This is a genomic window from Virgibacillus oceani (assembly GCF_014638995.1).
GTDB lineage: Bacteria > Bacillota > Bacilli > Bacillales > Amphibacillaceae > Virgibacillus_E > Virgibacillus_E oceani.
In genome coordinates this window covers 44,402-59,068 of record NZ_BMFR01000018.1, presented here as the reverse complement: position 1 = coordinate 59,068, position 14,667 = coordinate 44,402, and the positions used below count along the sequence as shown (strand labels likewise).

The 14,667-nt window shown below is 38.9% G+C and carries 16 protein-coding genes; 7 read left to right on the top strand and 9 right to left on the bottom strand.

Annotated elements, in window-relative coordinates; genetic code table 11:
* Positions 1-85: 85 nt before the first annotated feature.
* The gene (locus tag IEV74_RS16550; protein ID WP_188456478.1) at positions 86-313 is read right to left on the bottom strand and encodes a hypothetical protein; all 228 of its coding nucleotides are present in this window, start codon (positions 311-313) and stop codon (positions 86-88) included.
* Between the two features lie 121 nt (positions 314-434).
* On the opposite strand from IEV74_RS16550, the gene IEV74_RS16545 reads away from it, so the two are divergent.
* Together IEV74_RS16545 and IEV74_RS16540 are read left to right on the top strand one after the other, a co-directional pair.
* Positions 435-1,118, top strand: a complete 684-nt coding sequence (locus IEV74_RS16545) for a GntR family transcriptional regulator (RefSeq protein WP_188456477.1) — start codon at positions 435-437, stop codon at positions 1,116-1,118.
* An 80-nt stretch (positions 1,119-1,198) separates the two neighbouring features.
* Positions 1,199-2,404, top strand: coding sequence for a trans-sulfuration enzyme family protein (locus tag IEV74_RS16540; protein ID WP_188456476.1), 1,206 nt, complete (start codon positions 1,199-1,201; stop codon positions 2,402-2,404).
* 345 nt (positions 2,405-2,749) lie between these two features.
* Here the strand turns inward: IEV74_RS16540 and IEV74_RS16535 are convergent, their stop codons facing one another.
* The 4 genes from IEV74_RS16535 to sigV all read right to left on the bottom strand — a co-directional run bounded on the left by IEV74_RS16535 (position 2,750) and on the right by sigV (position 5,812).
* Positions 2,750-3,391, bottom strand: coding sequence for a YkyA family protein (locus IEV74_RS16535; protein WP_188456475.1), 642 nt, complete (start codon positions 3,389-3,391; stop codon positions 2,750-2,752).
* A gap of 24 nt (positions 3,392-3,415) precedes the next feature.
* The gene (locus IEV74_RS16530) at positions 3,416-4,327 is read right to left on the bottom strand and encodes a polysaccharide deacetylase family protein (protein WP_188456474.1); all 912 of its coding nucleotides are present in this window, start codon (positions 4,325-4,327) and stop codon (positions 3,416-3,418) included.
* A 75-nt stretch (positions 4,328-4,402) separates the two neighbouring features.
* Positions 4,403-5,290 (bottom strand): anti-sigma-V factor RsiV, encoded by an 888-nt coding sequence (gene rsiV, locus IEV74_RS16525; RefSeq protein WP_188456473.1) that lies wholly within the window; start codon positions 5,288-5,290, stop codon positions 4,403-4,405.
* A gap of 30 nt (positions 5,291-5,320) precedes the next feature.
* Positions 5,321-5,812 (bottom strand): RNA polymerase sigma factor SigV, encoded by a 492-nt coding sequence (sigV, locus tag IEV74_RS16520; RefSeq protein WP_188456472.1) that lies wholly within the window; start codon positions 5,810-5,812, stop codon positions 5,321-5,323.
* 288 nt (positions 5,813-6,100) lie between these two features.
* On the opposite strand from sigV, the gene IEV74_RS16515 reads away from it, so the two are divergent.
* Together IEV74_RS16515 and IEV74_RS16510 are read left to right on the top strand one after the other, a co-directional pair.
* The gene (locus IEV74_RS16515) at positions 6,101-7,330 is read left to right on the top strand and encodes an SGNH/GDSL hydrolase family protein (protein WP_188456471.1); all 1,230 of its coding nucleotides are present in this window, start codon (positions 6,101-6,103) and stop codon (positions 7,328-7,330) included.
* A gap of 238 nt (positions 7,331-7,568) precedes the next feature.
* Positions 7,569-8,564, top strand: a complete 996-nt coding sequence (locus IEV74_RS16510) for a M23 family metallopeptidase (RefSeq protein ID WP_229683224.1) — start codon at positions 7,569-7,571, stop codon at positions 8,562-8,564.
* A 55-nt stretch (positions 8,565-8,619) separates the two neighbouring features.
* On the opposite strand, the gene IEV74_RS16505 is transcribed toward IEV74_RS16510, so the two are convergent.
* Together IEV74_RS16505 and IEV74_RS16500 are read right to left on the bottom strand one after the other, a co-directional pair.
* Positions 8,620-9,462: an aldo/keto reductase gene (locus tag IEV74_RS16505; protein WP_188456470.1), complete on the bottom strand. Its 843-nt coding sequence runs from the start codon at positions 9,460-9,462 to the stop codon at positions 8,620-8,622.
* A 75-nt stretch (positions 9,463-9,537) separates the two neighbouring features.
* On the bottom strand, positions 9,538-10,035 hold the full coding sequence (locus IEV74_RS16500; RefSeq protein WP_188456469.1) for a hypothetical protein: 498 nt from the start codon (positions 10,033-10,035) through the stop codon (positions 9,538-9,540).
* 95 nt (positions 10,036-10,130) lie between these two features.
* Between IEV74_RS16500 and IEV74_RS16495 the strand changes: the two genes are divergently transcribed.
* Together IEV74_RS16495 and IEV74_RS16490 are read left to right on the top strand one after the other, a co-directional pair.
* A complete protein-coding gene (locus tag IEV74_RS16495; RefSeq protein WP_188456468.1) occupies positions 10,131-10,712 on the top strand; it encodes a vWA domain-containing protein in 582 nt (193 codons plus the stop codon).
* An 89-nt stretch (positions 10,713-10,801) separates the two neighbouring features.
* Positions 10,802-11,194, top strand: coding sequence for a hypothetical protein (locus IEV74_RS16490; RefSeq protein WP_188456467.1), 393 nt, complete (start codon positions 10,802-10,804; stop codon positions 11,192-11,194).
* Positions 11,195-11,250: 56 nt separating this feature from the next.
* On the opposite strand, the gene IEV74_RS16485 is transcribed toward IEV74_RS16490, so the two are convergent.
* Both IEV74_RS16485 and IEV74_RS16480 read right to left on the bottom strand, forming a co-directional pair.
* On the bottom strand, positions 11,251-12,807 hold the full coding sequence (locus tag IEV74_RS16485) for an ABC-F family ATP-binding cassette domain-containing protein (RefSeq protein ID WP_188456466.1): 1,557 nt from the start codon (positions 12,805-12,807) through the stop codon (positions 11,251-11,253).
* Positions 12,808-13,164: 357 nt separating this feature from the next.
* A complete protein-coding gene (locus IEV74_RS16480) occupies positions 13,165-13,686 on the bottom strand; it encodes a DinB family protein (protein WP_188456465.1) in 522 nt (173 codons plus the stop codon).
* 236 nt (positions 13,687-13,922) lie between these two features.
* Here IEV74_RS16480 and IEV74_RS16475 point away from each other — a divergent pair, with 236 nt between their 5' ends.
* Positions 13,923-14,642 carry an MOSC domain-containing protein gene (locus tag IEV74_RS16475; RefSeq protein WP_188456464.1) on the top strand — a complete coding sequence of 240 codons (720 nt, stop codon included), beginning with the start codon at positions 13,923-13,925 and terminating at the stop codon, positions 14,640-14,642.
* Positions 14,643-14,667 lie beyond the last annotated feature (25 nt).

Below are 14,667 nucleotides of genomic sequence, written 5' to 3'. Positions count from 1 at the left end.
ATATACAAATTACTAATTTACAGTTTCTGTAAGCTGTGCAACGCTAGTGGGTCTGACCCCTTGTCCCGCTGACCCCTTGTCCCGCTTAAAGCTTCGTTTGGCCGCTCTGCCTTAGTTGTGCATACTCTAATGTCCACATAACAAGTGAAGGGGTGACCAATGCATGGACCATTACATTTTTAATCTTCTTTCGCAATGCAAACTCCAAATCTGCAGTTACTGTGGTGGAAAGGATGAAGTCTATTGCAAATGCTTTTGAACGCTTTTTAGTTAGGGGTTTTATTTGATTTCCTCCTTTAAAAAATTTAGCCACTATAATTTTACGGGTTAGCATGAATATAAGTTTCAATTTAGAGTAATCAGACATTGACAAACATGAACGATTCAGGCAAAATAACTGTATACAATTATACAAAGAGAAGGTGCTAAGAGGAATGTCCAGTGGTGATCGCAATGTGCGGGTTGTGACAAAAGATTTTGTTTATGAACAAATCAAGCAAAAAATTATAACTGGCAGTCTGCAGCCTAACGAAAATGTTGTGGAAGAGAGCCTGGCAAAGGAGCTTGATGTCAGCAGAACACCATTACGGGGAGCCTTGCAGCAGTTGGAACATGAAGAATTATTGGTGAGAAAACAGAACGGCAGGTTAAAAGTAGCCCCTATTTCAGCTACGGAAGCAAAAGAAATATTTATGATTCGCAGCAGACTGGAAGGACTTGTAGCTAGGGATGCAGCGGAACGTGCAACGAAAAAGGATATTACGTATTTAAAGCATATTACAAAAATGATAGAAGATGCTGAAGTACAAGGTATACAAGAGGATCAAGTTTATTTCGGTATGAAATTTCATACGTATTTATATGAAATAAGCGGTAATAAAACTGCAACAAAATTATTGAACCTGCTTAATGACCATATTAACCGATACCGTCGATTAGGTCTAATAAATAGGGCAGAGCAGCTTGACAAAAACAAGGATGATCATGCATTGATACTTGATTATATTGAAAAAGGTGACCTGGAGAAAGCGGAGTTGTTTGCACAAGATCATGTGAATAGCAGTATGGAAGCAGCAATTGAAAGAATCAAGAATTCGCAGTTTGTTAAGCAAAACTAACATATATTCCATTTTAGGGTATATGTTTCATTTTATAATAAATTGTATACAATTATACAAAATGAAAAGGTGAAGTTCATATGGAATGGAAACAGGGGACAAAGATAATTCATGAAGGCTTATATCCCGATGCTGAAACTGGAATGGTAACTCAATCGATCACACCTGCAGTTGCGTATGCCTTTCCAGATTCGGAAGCGGCAGAGGCAGTTGTTTCGGGCGAGAAAGAAGGTGTCTGTTATGGCCGGTATGGCAATCCCACGGTTCGAACACTAGAGAAGAAAATTGCCTTATTAGAGGGTGGCGAAGATTGCTTGGGGCTGGCCAGCGGTATGGCTGCTATATCAACAGCATTGCTAACGTTTTTACAAAATGGCGACCATGTGATTGTCACGAAGGATGTCTATGGCGGGACATATAGTTTTATGGAATCGCTTGCACCACGGTTCGGAATTGAAGCAAGCTTTGTTGATTGTACATCTGTTCAGCAAATACACGATGCAATCCGGCCAAACACGAAAGCAATTTATATCGAAACACCGTCTAACCCTTGTCTTACCATACTTGATATAGAAGAAATCGCTACACTTTGCAAATCTGTTGAAATTCCGCTGATTGTTGATAACACGTTTATGAGCCCCTATCTGCAAAATCCTCTGGAATATGGAGCGGATATTGTATTGCACAGTGCAACAAAGTATATAAACGGTCATGGAGATGTATTGGCAGGATTTGTTGTAGGTGATAAAAATATTATACAAACAATGCGTAAAAAATTTATGGGGAATTTAGGGCAAAATCTAAATGCTTGGGATGCTTATTTAATAATCCGTGGATTAAAAACGCTTGGATTACGTATGGATAAACATTGTAGCAATGCCCAGCAAGCAGCCGAGTTTCTTGAATCACATCCAATGATTCAAAATGTTTTTTATCCTGGTTTAGCTTCACATGCACAACATCATTTAGCGAAGAAACAAATGAAAGGGATGGGGGGGATTGTTTCGTTTGAAGTGAAAGGAGGAGTCGAAGCGGGAAAAGCTTTAATAAATAATCTAGAGCTTGCAATGATTTCATTCAGCTTAGGTGACCCGGAAACATTGGTCCAGCACCCTGCTTCGATGACACATGCAGCAATCCCGCCGGAGGAAAGAGTCAAATTTGGCATAACGGACGGATTAATTAGGCTATCCGTTGGGCTTGAAGATAGTACGGATATAATAAAGGACTTGAAACTGGCGTTGGATAAAGTGGAAGCAGATCTTCAAGTGGAGAATTTAAAATAACAACAAGATGCATGGTGGAAAATAAATGGAATTAAATACAAATTGTTAATATACAACCGCATGAATCAAGTGTATTAGTTTGGTTTCATGCGGTTTATTTTTGCTGAGTATTGTCTTTTTTATCACATACACAAGATTAACAGGGGTTCTTTATATCCAAAAGAAATCAACCGAAAGAGCGTCACCCACGGCAGATCCGCAAATAATTCCAAAAGAAATTTGCCGACAGAAAGTCATACACGGCAGATTCGCGATTATACCCTTAAATAATCAACCAATAGAGCAGTTCCACTAGTATGCTGCTGCCTTTTTAAAGGAGATATAGCGTGACAATGGGATCCCTTGTTACAATTTATAGGTATATTTTTTTTTAGCTTTGTTGTATTTGTTTGTGTATTGGTTAAATTGTTTTTCTGTCTTTAGCATTTCATTATTTGCTTGATTGATTGCTGCGATTTGGTCATCAATTTCATCTGGATTAACCTCTTCTTCCCTAATTAAGTCATAAAGGCCGTGGTTTAGCTGTAGAAGTTCTGTGTATTGCTTGTAATAGTGTCCCATCTCATCATGGCGTTTTTCCATTAATTTTATCAGCTTATTCGCTTGATTCTTTTCCTCCGGCTGTTCTATTTTATTAACTGCTGGATGGATAGTTAAAACTTGCCGATATGCCTCATCAAAGCTTTCCTTTGTGTCTTGCAAAAGCTGAGTCATGTTTGCATTATATTCTTCTGCTTCATCTATTTTTCTCTTTAGTTCACGGTCCTGAGCGATTGTGAGCGAACCGATTTCGTCATAGGTTAGCTTTTCTTTCTGACTAAGCTTTAAAAGATTTTGCTGATCCTGAGTAAATGCTTTCTCAAGCTGTGCCGATTTTTCCAGTTTTGTATGAATTTTTTCCGCCAATTCTGCATCGTGATTGCACCCTGACAGCGCAAAGGATGCCATCAAAATGATAAATGGCGGTGCAAGTACTTTTTTAAACACTTCTATACGCCCCTAAAATCTAGTTTAAATCGCATAACATCTTCCATTGCATGTAAACGTTAATGCGGGTATTTCCTTTGTAATTTTTTCTGTATGATAACCATTATTCTTTAGGTAGCTCAACAGTTTCGGCAAATGGGTTATCGTTTCCTTTTTATCATGCAATAGCACAACCGGAGTCTGCCCGGATTGTTCAAGCTCCTCGATTTCCTTTATGGTGGTTTGCACATAACGCGCATCACCAAGTTCCCAGTCTTCACTATCAACATTCCAATCCCATATGGTAAATTCATGCTGATATAGTGAATACCGCATTTCCTCTGTCAAATATGGCACACTTCCATAGGGGAGGCGAATTAATGGCGAATGAATACCAGTAACGTTCTCTAAAATCTGCTGTGCCTCTTTCATTTCTTTCGTAGGTGATTGACTGTTTTGGTAGATGTCATGAATATTGTGTGATATCCCGTGCAACCCCAGTCCAAACTTCTCATTCGCCATCCGCTTCACTGCATCTGGATACTGCTTTATATTTGGACCAAGCATGAAAAAGGTTGCCTGCATTTCATATTGATCAAGGATATCCAGCAGCTGGTCCGTATGCGATGTCGGTCCATCATCAAATGTTAAATAGATTGCTTTTGTCTGCTGCTCCTTTTCCCGCTGATCTTTTCGTTTTTCGGCAATTAATGCTTCCTTTTCCTCCAAACTTTTTTCTTTAATTGACTGGTTTAAGGCGGAGTTGGAAAATTCCTCCTTAGACTCAAATGTAGGTATGATCGGTGCAGCGGATAGCGATGAAATGGGTTCACTGCTTTGTTTCGCTTTTGTGGCTTCATGATCACCTACTAATACCGCAATAATAAATGCCGTTATTGTCATAATCGCAAACACCAGCCATTTTCCTTTGCGATTTAAATGTTTTCGTTGTCTCATCAAAAATTCCCCCGGATGTTTTTGCCATTGTTGTCTATGATTGGTTATTTCCCATTGTGGCCGTATGGAAAACGTCTATTGTATATATTTATTACCGACTAAGAGATTTTCGATTTTCTCTGTTGGAATGACGAATTCAACCGCCCCCATATAGCCTGGAGCCACTTCATACTCGTTAAATGCAATAACCAATTTATGCTGATCATTAATGTAGAAATTCTGGTTCGCGTCAATCTGATTAAACAGCTCTTCGGCAGGTAATTCTTCATTACCCGCATTGCTTAGCCAATAGATGACACCTGGATCATTTTTCATTTGTTCACGCATTTGTTCTTTTATTATTTCACTAATTGCGTTAATATAATGATCATTTTTAAATAAAATTGGCAGTGTCAGCATGATTTGTTTTTGTTTATCAACCGTATCGAATTTGTTGGTCGTGTATGCTGAAGCCTGTGTCTCCACAACCGTTCGTTTGATTGAGAATATAACGTCATCATTTGTCAGTACATTATAGCTTGCATCTACACTTAAGTGCCCATTACCAGTTTTTTTCATTTCCTTCATTTTTTCGGAAAATGACTGGTACAGTTCTTTATTTTCCTCCAGATACTTTTGGTTAAGACTTGTTTCGAGGTCTTTGTTTTCCAGATTGTTTAACTGTGGAACCTTTACATTTACATTAAAATTATCCTCATTCACATGGATTTCCAGTACTGTCAAAACCTCTACAATCGAGCCGACAACAGGTATTTTTGACAGGCTTTGTGCAACGGCAGTACTCGTATTGATGCTTACCATGAAAATAATCACTGCTGCTGCTAATCCGATGAACCATTTAGAATTAGGATGCAGCCGCTTTTTCTTATTTTGTTTGATTGCCTGTTGTACCACCTTATCCAAATCTTCTGGAATAGGGGTGTTTTTATATTCATTTTTTAATTTTTTCAGCTTTTTATCCACTACATTCAGTCCCCCAATGTGTATGATGGTTCATTGCATTTCATTCATTTCCACACGAAGCAATTTCAATGCCCGGTATAAGCGTGTTTTAATCGTGTTCGTATTTTCATTTAATACATCGGCAACCTCATCCAGCTTAAGATCTTCAAAAAATCTTAGGATGATGATGCTTTTGTATGTAATGGGAAGTTGCTCAAGTGACCTTTGCAAGTCGATGTCTTCGTATGTATCCTGCTTGCCCGATCGAAAATAGTCCAGTGTATCATCATCAACTAAAGCTATTTTTTTATTCTTTCGCAAAAAATCGAGCGATGTATTGACAACAATCCGGTAAAACCAGCTTTTCACGGATTGGTTATCTTTTATTGAATCTTTTTTCCGAATAGCTTTCTCGATCGATTCCTGAACAACATCCAAAGCGTCCTGGGCATTTTTGACATAACTGAACGCCAAACGATAAAAATTTTCCTGATTTTCTATTATAAACGTAATTACGTTATCCTCTGCTTTAGTTTTCCTCATGAAGAAAGAGCTCCTTTAAATTCAGGTACACTAAATAGACGCACACCATGCTTAAAAAGTTTTAAGTCCAAAAAAACCAGTGGGACAAGGGGTCATGGGACAAGGGGTCAGACCCCTTGTCCCAGGTCAGCAGAACAGGAGATATGTGTAATAGTAGCTTTGTATAATACTTTTTGTTATTTTATAGTTTCACGATGACAGAAGGCAGTATACCCTAAAAGAAAATTCTAACACTAATTTTAGGTGCTGATAGAGCCAATACAAACAACATGAAGGGCGAGAAAAATAATGAAGCGTGTACTATATGTGATGATTGCAATTGTGATTATCCTCATCTTTATTGTGTTTGGAGTTAGGGAGTGGATAGCTTCCAATGACAAAAAACAGATTAATGGAAATTGGACAGGAGCTTGGAATGCAAGTATGCAAGCACCTTATGAAGATGGCATTTCTCAAAAAGGATTCGAGAATCGTACCGTCCGGCAAATTATTCATCCTCATTTAGATGGCAAAAAAATGCGGATTCGGCTATCGAATACATTTGGTAAAGATCCACTATCTATTGAGGAGATACACGTGGCGGTTTCTAAAAGTGGATCAGAGATTGTTCCCGGTACAGACCAACAGGTTACGTTTGGTGGTGATCAATCAGTAACCATTCCACCTGGGAAGGAAAAGTTTAGTGATCCAATCTCTTTTAAGGTCAACCGTGGTAAAAATCTTGCCGTCAGTCTTTACGTTAGTGACGAAACAGGACCTGCTACATGGCATCCGCATTCTATGCAAACGACCTATATTTCAAATGGAAATCATGTATCGGACGCCAATACCGAAGCTTTTAAAACAAATGAAGAAGCATGGTTTTGGCTGGCTGGGGTGGACGTTATGCCAGATCCTTCCGTAAACGGTGCAATTGTTGTAATGGGGAGTTCCATTGCGAATGGAAATCATTCGACAGTGAATGCGAACCATCGATGGCCGGATTATCTGGCGAAACGATTGAAGCAGGAAAATGCAGCTACCAAAATGTCTGTATTGAACGCTGGAATCTCAGCCAATCAGCTAATCAACAGTGAGCCTGATAAAGGGGAAAACGCTCTGGCAAGGCTTGAGCGGGATGTATTCAGTCAAACAGGTGTTAAGGCAGTAATCCTGCATCAAGGGTTGAATGATATTAGACATCACCCGGATTATGGTGCAGAAAAAATTATTGAGAGAATGAAACAAATTATCAAAGCTACCCATGAACAGGGACTAAAAATATACGGTGGGACATTAACTCCATTCAAGGATTCAGGAATGTACACAGAAAAAGGGGAAAAAACTCGCCAGGAGGTAAATCACTGGATCAGGAATAAGGCAGAATTCGATGGAGTGATAGATTTTGACAAAGCACTAAGGGACCCAAAAGACCCTAAACGCTATCTCTCCAAGTATGATGCGGGAGATCATCTGCACCCTAACGATGCTGGATACAAGAAAATGGCAGAAGCAATCGATCTTTCCAGCTTTAAATAGCGGGACAAGGGGTCAGACCCCTTGTCCCAAAAGAGATTGAATTTATCATTACGTATCTGGCCAGCTATGGAAAATCGTTAAAAATTATAGAACCTGTGTCGTTAAAAAAGCACTTAAAAGCATACTATGAAGATTTAATTCAGCACCTTTAATGTGTACTATGGAACTTTATTAAGGTATATTCGTAAATAAAGTAGACAGATTAATCAAAAAATAGAGGAGAGTGTTAGTTTTGAAGGTGAAAAGCAGTATAGTTGCATTGATTGCAGCGGGTATTCTTCCATTCTCTGCAATGTCAGGTCAGTCTGCTAACCTGATGGGAGACACTGGAACAATCGAAATCAGTCAAAGAACGGACGTACAAAAGGTTAAGAAAAAAGACAGGATTTTACCGGAAGAATTCAATGAAGTGTTTTTGCAGGGGGATTATTCCAGAATTTATCGGCAAACAACAGAACAATTTCAGCAGAACGTTTCATTAGATGATTTTGAACAGCTTGCTGAATCCTTTAATCAAGGTGTAACCAGATACAATCTGGAAACAAGTTTCAGGATGAACAAGCATATGAAACGCTTTGTTTGGGTTGATGGGGCAGAAACGAGGGGCGTTCAGGTCGTTTTCGGCAAACACGGAACGATTCAGCTCCTGCAATTGGCGCCCCTGGCATCCTATCCCGAAACGGATCAACTATATACTGATAACAAATATTCTATGCCAATCAATGATGAATGGTTTGTATTCTGGGGAGGGACAAATCAATTCATTAATTATCATTATGTAACGGCCACTCAACGGTATGCTTATGATTTGGTAATGATGAAAAACGGCAGTACCCATCATGGGAATCCAAAAATGAACAAGCATTACTATGCATTTGGGGAAGAGGTATTAGCGCCTGCAGACGGGGAGGTCATAGAAGTAGTTAATGACATCAACGATAATATACCAGGCGGGATGAATTCTGAAAAGCCTCTTGGAAATCATGTAATAATCAAACATGAAAATGGGGAGTATAGCCTGCTTGCCCATTTCAAGAAAAATTCAATTGTGGTTAAACCGGGTGACCATGTTGAAAAGGGAGAATTGCTTGGTCAATGCGGCAATTCGGGAAATTCCAGCGAACCGCATATTCATTTTCAAGTAATGGATTCACCAAACGTTTTTGAAGGAAATTCGATTCGCATCCAGTTTGAAATAGGGGAGGAGCCAATACAAGGAGACTTTGTCAGATAGGCAGGCTGTTGGGACAAGGGGTCTGACCCCTTGTCCCATGACCCCTTGTCCCAGTTTAGAACTCTTCATAGGTCGCAGGGTTTTGGTTTTTTATTCTTCCGTCTGGTTGGGATAATCCTGAAATGGTGTTCATTTCTTTCTCTGTTAGGGAAAAATCAAAAATAGAAATGTTTTCCAGTTGACGTTCGGGTGATGCTGATTTAGGGATTGCTATTGCTTCAAGCTGATAATGCCAGCGTAAAATTACCTGGGAAATAGTTTTTTTATGATCCACAGCAATCTTCCTCAAGGTTTCATTTTGCATTACCTCATTTGCCCTCGCTAATGGACTCCATGATTCGGTCTTAATAGCATATTCAGTATTGCACTTTCTTTGTTCTTCTTGGTTAAAAAAGGGATGCAGTTCGATCTGATTTATGCTTGGAATAACGCCCGTTTCTTTTTTTAGCCGTTCAATATGTTCTGGAAGGAAGTTACATACACCAATGGAACGGATATACCCTCTCTTTTTAGCTTCAATCAAAGCCTGCCATGCCTCCACATAGTTATCCTGTACTGGATTCGGCCAGTGGATAAGGTATAAATCATAATAATCTAAATTTGCCCGATATAAGGATTCCTGAATCGTTGTTATAGCATTATCATACTCCTGGTAACGCCCTGGCAGCTTGGAAGTAATTCGTAATTTCTCTCTGTTAATGGAATTGCGACGAACGGCTTCACCTACAGTTCCTTCATTTTCATAATTATAAGCAGAATCAATTAACCGATAGCCTAAATCTATTGCATTGTTTATGGCATTGACTCCAGCACTTCCTTTTAAACGATATGTACCAAAACCGATAACTGGAAGCGTTAGACCATCATGTAATGTAGTTTCTGGAATAGGAAATCGCATAACTCATCACTCCTTTGATATTAATATCTTAAGATTATCACCTATAGGAAAAATTGTTCAAACTATCTGATTTAATTAAACTCCAGCACGGATTAACGGCTTTATACTAAAATGCTCCAATGCCTGATTAACATCATCGATATCGTATATTTTTTTCTCCAGGCAAAATTTAATAATTAAATCGAACGTATCGTTGTCTGAAAGTGAATAGCCAGCAGCACTTAACAGTTGATCGGTTTCCTCACTATTTAACTGAAGGGCTATGGCAAGGGAAATTGCTGCATTTTTGCCAAGCCGGTAATCAGGGTTGGATCGTATTTTGGAAAAATGTCTTCGGTCAATTCCTGCCTTTTTGTACACATCCGCGTCACTTAATCCTTTTTGATCGATAAAATTAAATAACGTTTCCGCGAATGAAGCTTTACGATTGGTGATAATATAATTTTCCAACTCTGACGGTTCGGCATTTACATGGGGAAATGCCCTTTCTGTTTCATATAAGCTAAATTCAAACTGGACGCGGTTTTCATCTAGATATTTCTGCAGTTCTAGTAACAATTTTTCCTTTAGCATTTCTGAACCTCCAAATGTCGCTTCACAGGCGACCAAATCATATGTCCATTTCGTTATCATTATAGCATGATTAAAAACGAAAGGATGATGGGAAGATGAATAAAAACCGAACTGAAATAATTTTTCTGCTTGACCGGAGCGGCTCTATGGGCGGGCTTGAGAGTGATACAATTGGCGGATTTAATGCTTTTCTGGAAATGCAGAATAAGCTGGAAGGTGAAACCATTGTAACAACCGTTCTTTTCGATGATAAGTATGAACTTTTGTGGAACGGAATTGATGGAAATCATGTAAAACTTACAAATAAGGAATACTATGTCAGGGGGATGACTGCATTGCTTGATGCAGTGGGTAAATCTATTCTGGATGTCAGTCACAGGTTAGCCGATTGCCATGAAACAGAACATCCCGGCAAAGTCATTTTTGTAATAACTACAGATGGTTTAGAGAATGCCAGCCGTGAATTTACCTATGATAAAGTAAAGACATTAATTGCGAACCAGCAGGAAAAACACCATTGGGACTTTATTTTTCTTGGTGCAAATATAGATGCTGGAAGGGAGGCTAATCGCATGGGAATTTTAGCAGAAAATGCATTTGATTTTGAAGCATCCTCAGCCGGCGTAGAAAAAATGTATGGTCGGGTAAACGAAACGGTCACAGAGAAAAGGCAATAGCGGAAAGTGGGGACAGATCCTATGTCCCATTTACATAGAAGGTGAAAAAAGAGGGAGGATAAGGTTAGACATGTGAAAAGGAGGACATCATGTTTACTTTTCGTGGAGATGCACATAAAATTTATTTGATGGTAAAAAAACAAAAAGGTATTGATTCTAACAAGGAATTAAAAGAAACGGCCGAAATCAAATCCTTCTATGAAACCCTTGACAGTAAGACACTCCAATTGATTTATTATCGAATGATTAAAGAACAAAATGGTACCGGCATTATACCAATCTTCGTTACAGCAATTCCCTGGCTCTTATTCTTGTTTTCAAACAAAATCCAGGAGTTTTTATTTGAAAACATGCTGATCTGGACCATTTTCGTTTCATTGTACCTTATTATTCTAACAATAAGTGCTATTTTTCATTTTAAAGAAAAAGCATGGGCAGCATTTCATATAGAAATAATTAAGGATATATTGGACGAGAGGTGAAGCAGGGGGACGGTTCCTATGCTTTATGATACCATGCAATCGTTCCCCTGCACCGTTTAAAATACTTTCGTTGTCCAATCCTCACAATTCCATACTTCCGTGACAATTCCTTCATAAAATGCTGGCTCATGTGAGATGAGGAGAACGCTGCCTTTATAGTCCTTCAGTGCGCGTTTTAGTTCTTCTTTTGCATCGTGATCCAAATGATTGGTAGGCTCATCAAGAACAAGCAGATTTGTTTCTTGATTGATTAATTTACATAGGCGGACTTTAGCCTTTTCACCGCCGCTTAATACTTGAACTTTGCTCTCAATATGCTTTGTTGTAAGACCGCATTTCGCCAAAGAAGCACGAACTTCATATTGATTAAGGTGGGGGAACGTATCCCAAATTTCTTCTATGCATGTGTTTTTGCTTGTTTCTTTCATTTCCTGTTCAAAGTATCCGATATGCACGTGTTCCCCTAATTGAACGGAACCTGATAAGGATGGAATTTCTCCAAGTATGCTTCGGAGCAAAGTAGTCTTTCCGATACCGTTAGCACCAGATAAGGCAATTTTCTGCTCGCGTTCCATTGTCAAATGAAGCTCCCTGGAAAGGGGTTCGTCGTATCCGATTACAAGCCCATTTGTTTCAAAGAGATATCTGCCAGGTGTCCTTGCCAGTTTGAAGCGAAATTCAGGTTTTGGTTTTTCGGAATCTAATTCAATAACATCCATTTTATCCAGCTTCTTTTGGCGGGACATTGCCATTCTGCTTGTCGCTGCATTCGCTTTGTTTCGCGCTACAAAGTCCTTTAAATCAGCAATTTCTTTTTGCTGCTTTTTGTAGGCCGCTGCCAGCTGTTGTTTTTTCATATCATACACTCGTAAAAATTCGTTGTAATCCCCCGGGTACCTTGATAATTGCTGATTTTCCATATGATAGATTAGATTAACAACACTATTGAGAAATGGAATGTCATGTGAGACGAGAATAAAAGCATGCTCATACGCAAGCAGATAACTTTTCAACCATTCAATATGCTCTACATCAAGATAATTTGTCGGTTCATCAAGCAACAGAATATCCGGTTTTTCCAGCAGCAGCTTAGCAAGCAATACTTTTGTGCGCTGTCCGCCACTTAAGTCATTTACATCACGCTCTAATCCAAAGTCATCTAAACCAAGACCATTCGCAACTTCTTCAACTTTTGCATCAATAATATAAAAGTCATTATTTGTGAGTGCATCTTGTATTCGGCCAGTTTCTTCTAAAATAACCTCTAATTCATCTGGGTCAACATCTCCCATTTTTGCATAGAGTTGGTTCATTTCTGCTTCCATATCATACAAATATTGAAAGGCAGTCCTAAGCGCATCTCGAATTGTCATGCCTTGCTTTAAGACAGCATGCTGATCCAAATAGCCAACCCTTGCATGCTTCGACCAGCTGACATTTCCAGCATCAGGCTCCAGTTTGCCTGTAATAATATTCATAAACGTGGACTTGCCTTCACCATTGGTACCAATTAGTCCAATGTGTTCTCCCTGTAATAATCGAAACGAAACATCATCGAAAATCGCCCGGTCTCCGAATCCGTGACTTAAATTTTTGACTGTTAGTAAGCTCATGATTGAAACACCTTTACTTTAAGATTCATCTTATCTATTATAAAGGGCAATTTAAGAAATGGATAGGGTAGGAACTTAATTCCTGATAAAGGATATTAATTTCTTTACTGTATTTATAAAGGAAATGTGGCTATTAAAAGGTGAGATAAGAAGACCTAAAATGGATGATGTGCAGGAACTTAAACAATTTTTCGGTCGCGTAATAACGTAACGGTCACGATTAATAAGGAAGACTTATCAAATTTGACGGAAGACTTTGAAAATAAAATAGAAAGCAAGAAACGATATTTGTTGGATTAGTTAATACATACTTAAGGCAATATATCCAAATGGGGAAATTCAAAAGATCTTGCCCCATTACTTTTTCAAAATACCTAAATATTCTATCCATGGACACACATCTGCTCTATATCTTTCCGCCATTATCCGGGCTATTTGGGAAATGTGTGTCAGATCATGAACGACCCATGTGGAAAGTAATTCTCTTAATTTTACGACACCGAATTCGGGATGGTATCCAGTTCGTTCAAGGTGCAATTCCGGATCGATTAGCGACTGTAGTTTAATTATATTTTGTGTTCTAACTGTTTTAAACTCAAGAAATTTTTGCTCCATCGATCTTTCAGCTTTGTTTAGGTGGGAAAAACGATCGAATGGGGGAAAGGACCTATGTTTACTTTCCTGAAGTATGGTCTCTAACCGCGGAATCCAGTTATATTTTTCTCCTTCAATTAAATGCTCAATAACTTCTGGGACATTCCACGTTCCTTCACCTTCGTTACATTGCAGCCATCCATCAGGTAATCCGATTAAAAAGTATTCCAATGTTTGTGGTGTGCGATCCAATAGATCAATTGCTTCCTCTATATTGAAATTCATCCACTCATCCCTTTCTGTTGATATTATTTCTAATAACATGTATATGCTTATATTTTATAGTCATCCTTATCCTTCATTTTATTTAGCTCCTTGCCTATAACACTTTACTATAATTTTTGGGGATTTTGCAGGATTATCCGGGAAAACAGTAGAAATCATAGTAAGCGTAGGTGAAAGTCTATTTATAACAATATAATATATGCTAACACAACCAAAGAAATGGAGAGGATTAAAGGATGGAATATCGTGATAATCATCCGGTAGGTCAGGTAAAGGAAATTCGTCGGTTCCCTGTAAAATCCCTTTTAGGGGAGTCTCTTTCAGCAATTCAGGTGGATCAGCGAGGTCTAATTGGTGATCGTTTGTGGGCAATTCAAAATCGTGAAGGGAAATTTGGAAGCGGGAAAACTACCAGGCGTTTTAAACGAATAGATGGGTTGTTTAAACTCCAGGCAAGATATGAAGGCTCTGTCCCGGTTGTAACGATGCACGATGGTTCTGTTTACCGCGGGGATGATCCAACTATCCATATGGCATTGAGTGATTTTGCGGGATATCCAGTGACTTTAGCACGCGAAGAAGCTATTTCACACTTTGACGAGGGTCCGATAAGCATCATAACAAGTTCATCAATTCGTGCTTTGAGTGAGCAATTGGGAAAGCCTGTAGACCCACGACGGTTTAGAGCAAATCTGCTTATTGACGTACAGGATGAGGGGTTCATCGAGGAGAAATGGTTAAATCATGTCATCCAAATTGGATCAGATGTCATGCTTAGAGTTGTCGCTCCATTAAAACGTTGTGTAATGGTTAATTTTGCGCAAGAGGAGTTACCTAAAGATGATCATATGCTCCGCACTTTGGCAACAAATCATGATGCGATTTTTGGAGTTTTAGCTAAAGTAGAAGCCGGCGGGCACGTGGAGGTTGGCCATACTGTTAACAAACACGGGTAAAGAGGAATTCAAATTTTTATCTTTA

Excerpts from the sequence above, each read along its gene's own strand:
- IEV74_RS16545 (WP_188456477.1), top strand. The coding sequence starts at position 435 with ATGTCCAGTGGTGATCGCAATGTGCGGGTTGTGACAAAAGATTTTGTT.
- IEV74_RS16540 (WP_188456476.1), top strand. The coding sequence starts at position 1,199 with ATGGAATGGAAACAGGGGACAAAGATAATTCATGAAGGCTTATATCCC.
- IEV74_RS16530 (WP_188456474.1), bottom strand. The coding sequence starts at position 4,327 with ATGAGACAACGAAAACATTTAAATCGCAAAGGAAAATGGCTGGTGTTT.
- sigV (WP_188456472.1), bottom strand. The coding sequence starts at position 5,812 with ATGAGGAAAACTAAAGCAGAGGATAACGTAATTACGTTTATAATAGAA.
- IEV74_RS16515 (WP_188456471.1), top strand. The coding sequence starts at position 6,101 with ATGAAGCGTGTACTATATGTGATGATTGCAATTGTGATTATCCTCATC.
- IEV74_RS16505 (WP_188456470.1), bottom strand. The coding sequence starts at position 9,462 with ATGCGATTTCCTATTCCAGAAACTACATTACATGATGGTCTAACGCTT.
- IEV74_RS16500 (WP_188456469.1), bottom strand. The coding sequence starts at position 10,035 with ATGCTAAAGGAAAAATTGTTACTAGAACTGCAGAAATATCTAGATGAA.
- IEV74_RS16495 (WP_188456468.1), top strand. The coding sequence starts at position 10,131 with ATGAATAAAAACCGAACTGAAATAATTTTTCTGCTTGACCGGAGCGGC.
- IEV74_RS16490 (WP_188456467.1), top strand. The coding sequence starts at position 10,802 with ATGTTTACTTTTCGTGGAGATGCACATAAAATTTATTTGATGGTAAAA.
- IEV74_RS16485 (WP_188456466.1), bottom strand. The coding sequence starts at position 12,807 with ATGAGCTTACTAACAGTCAAAAATTTAAGTCACGGATTCGGAGACCGG.
- IEV74_RS16480 (WP_188456465.1), bottom strand. The coding sequence starts at position 13,686 with ATGAATTTCAATATAGAGGAAGCAATTGATCTATTGGATCGCACACCA.
- IEV74_RS16475 (WP_188456464.1), top strand. The coding sequence starts at position 13,923 with ATGGAATATCGTGATAATCATCCGGTAGGTCAGGTAAAGGAAATTCGT.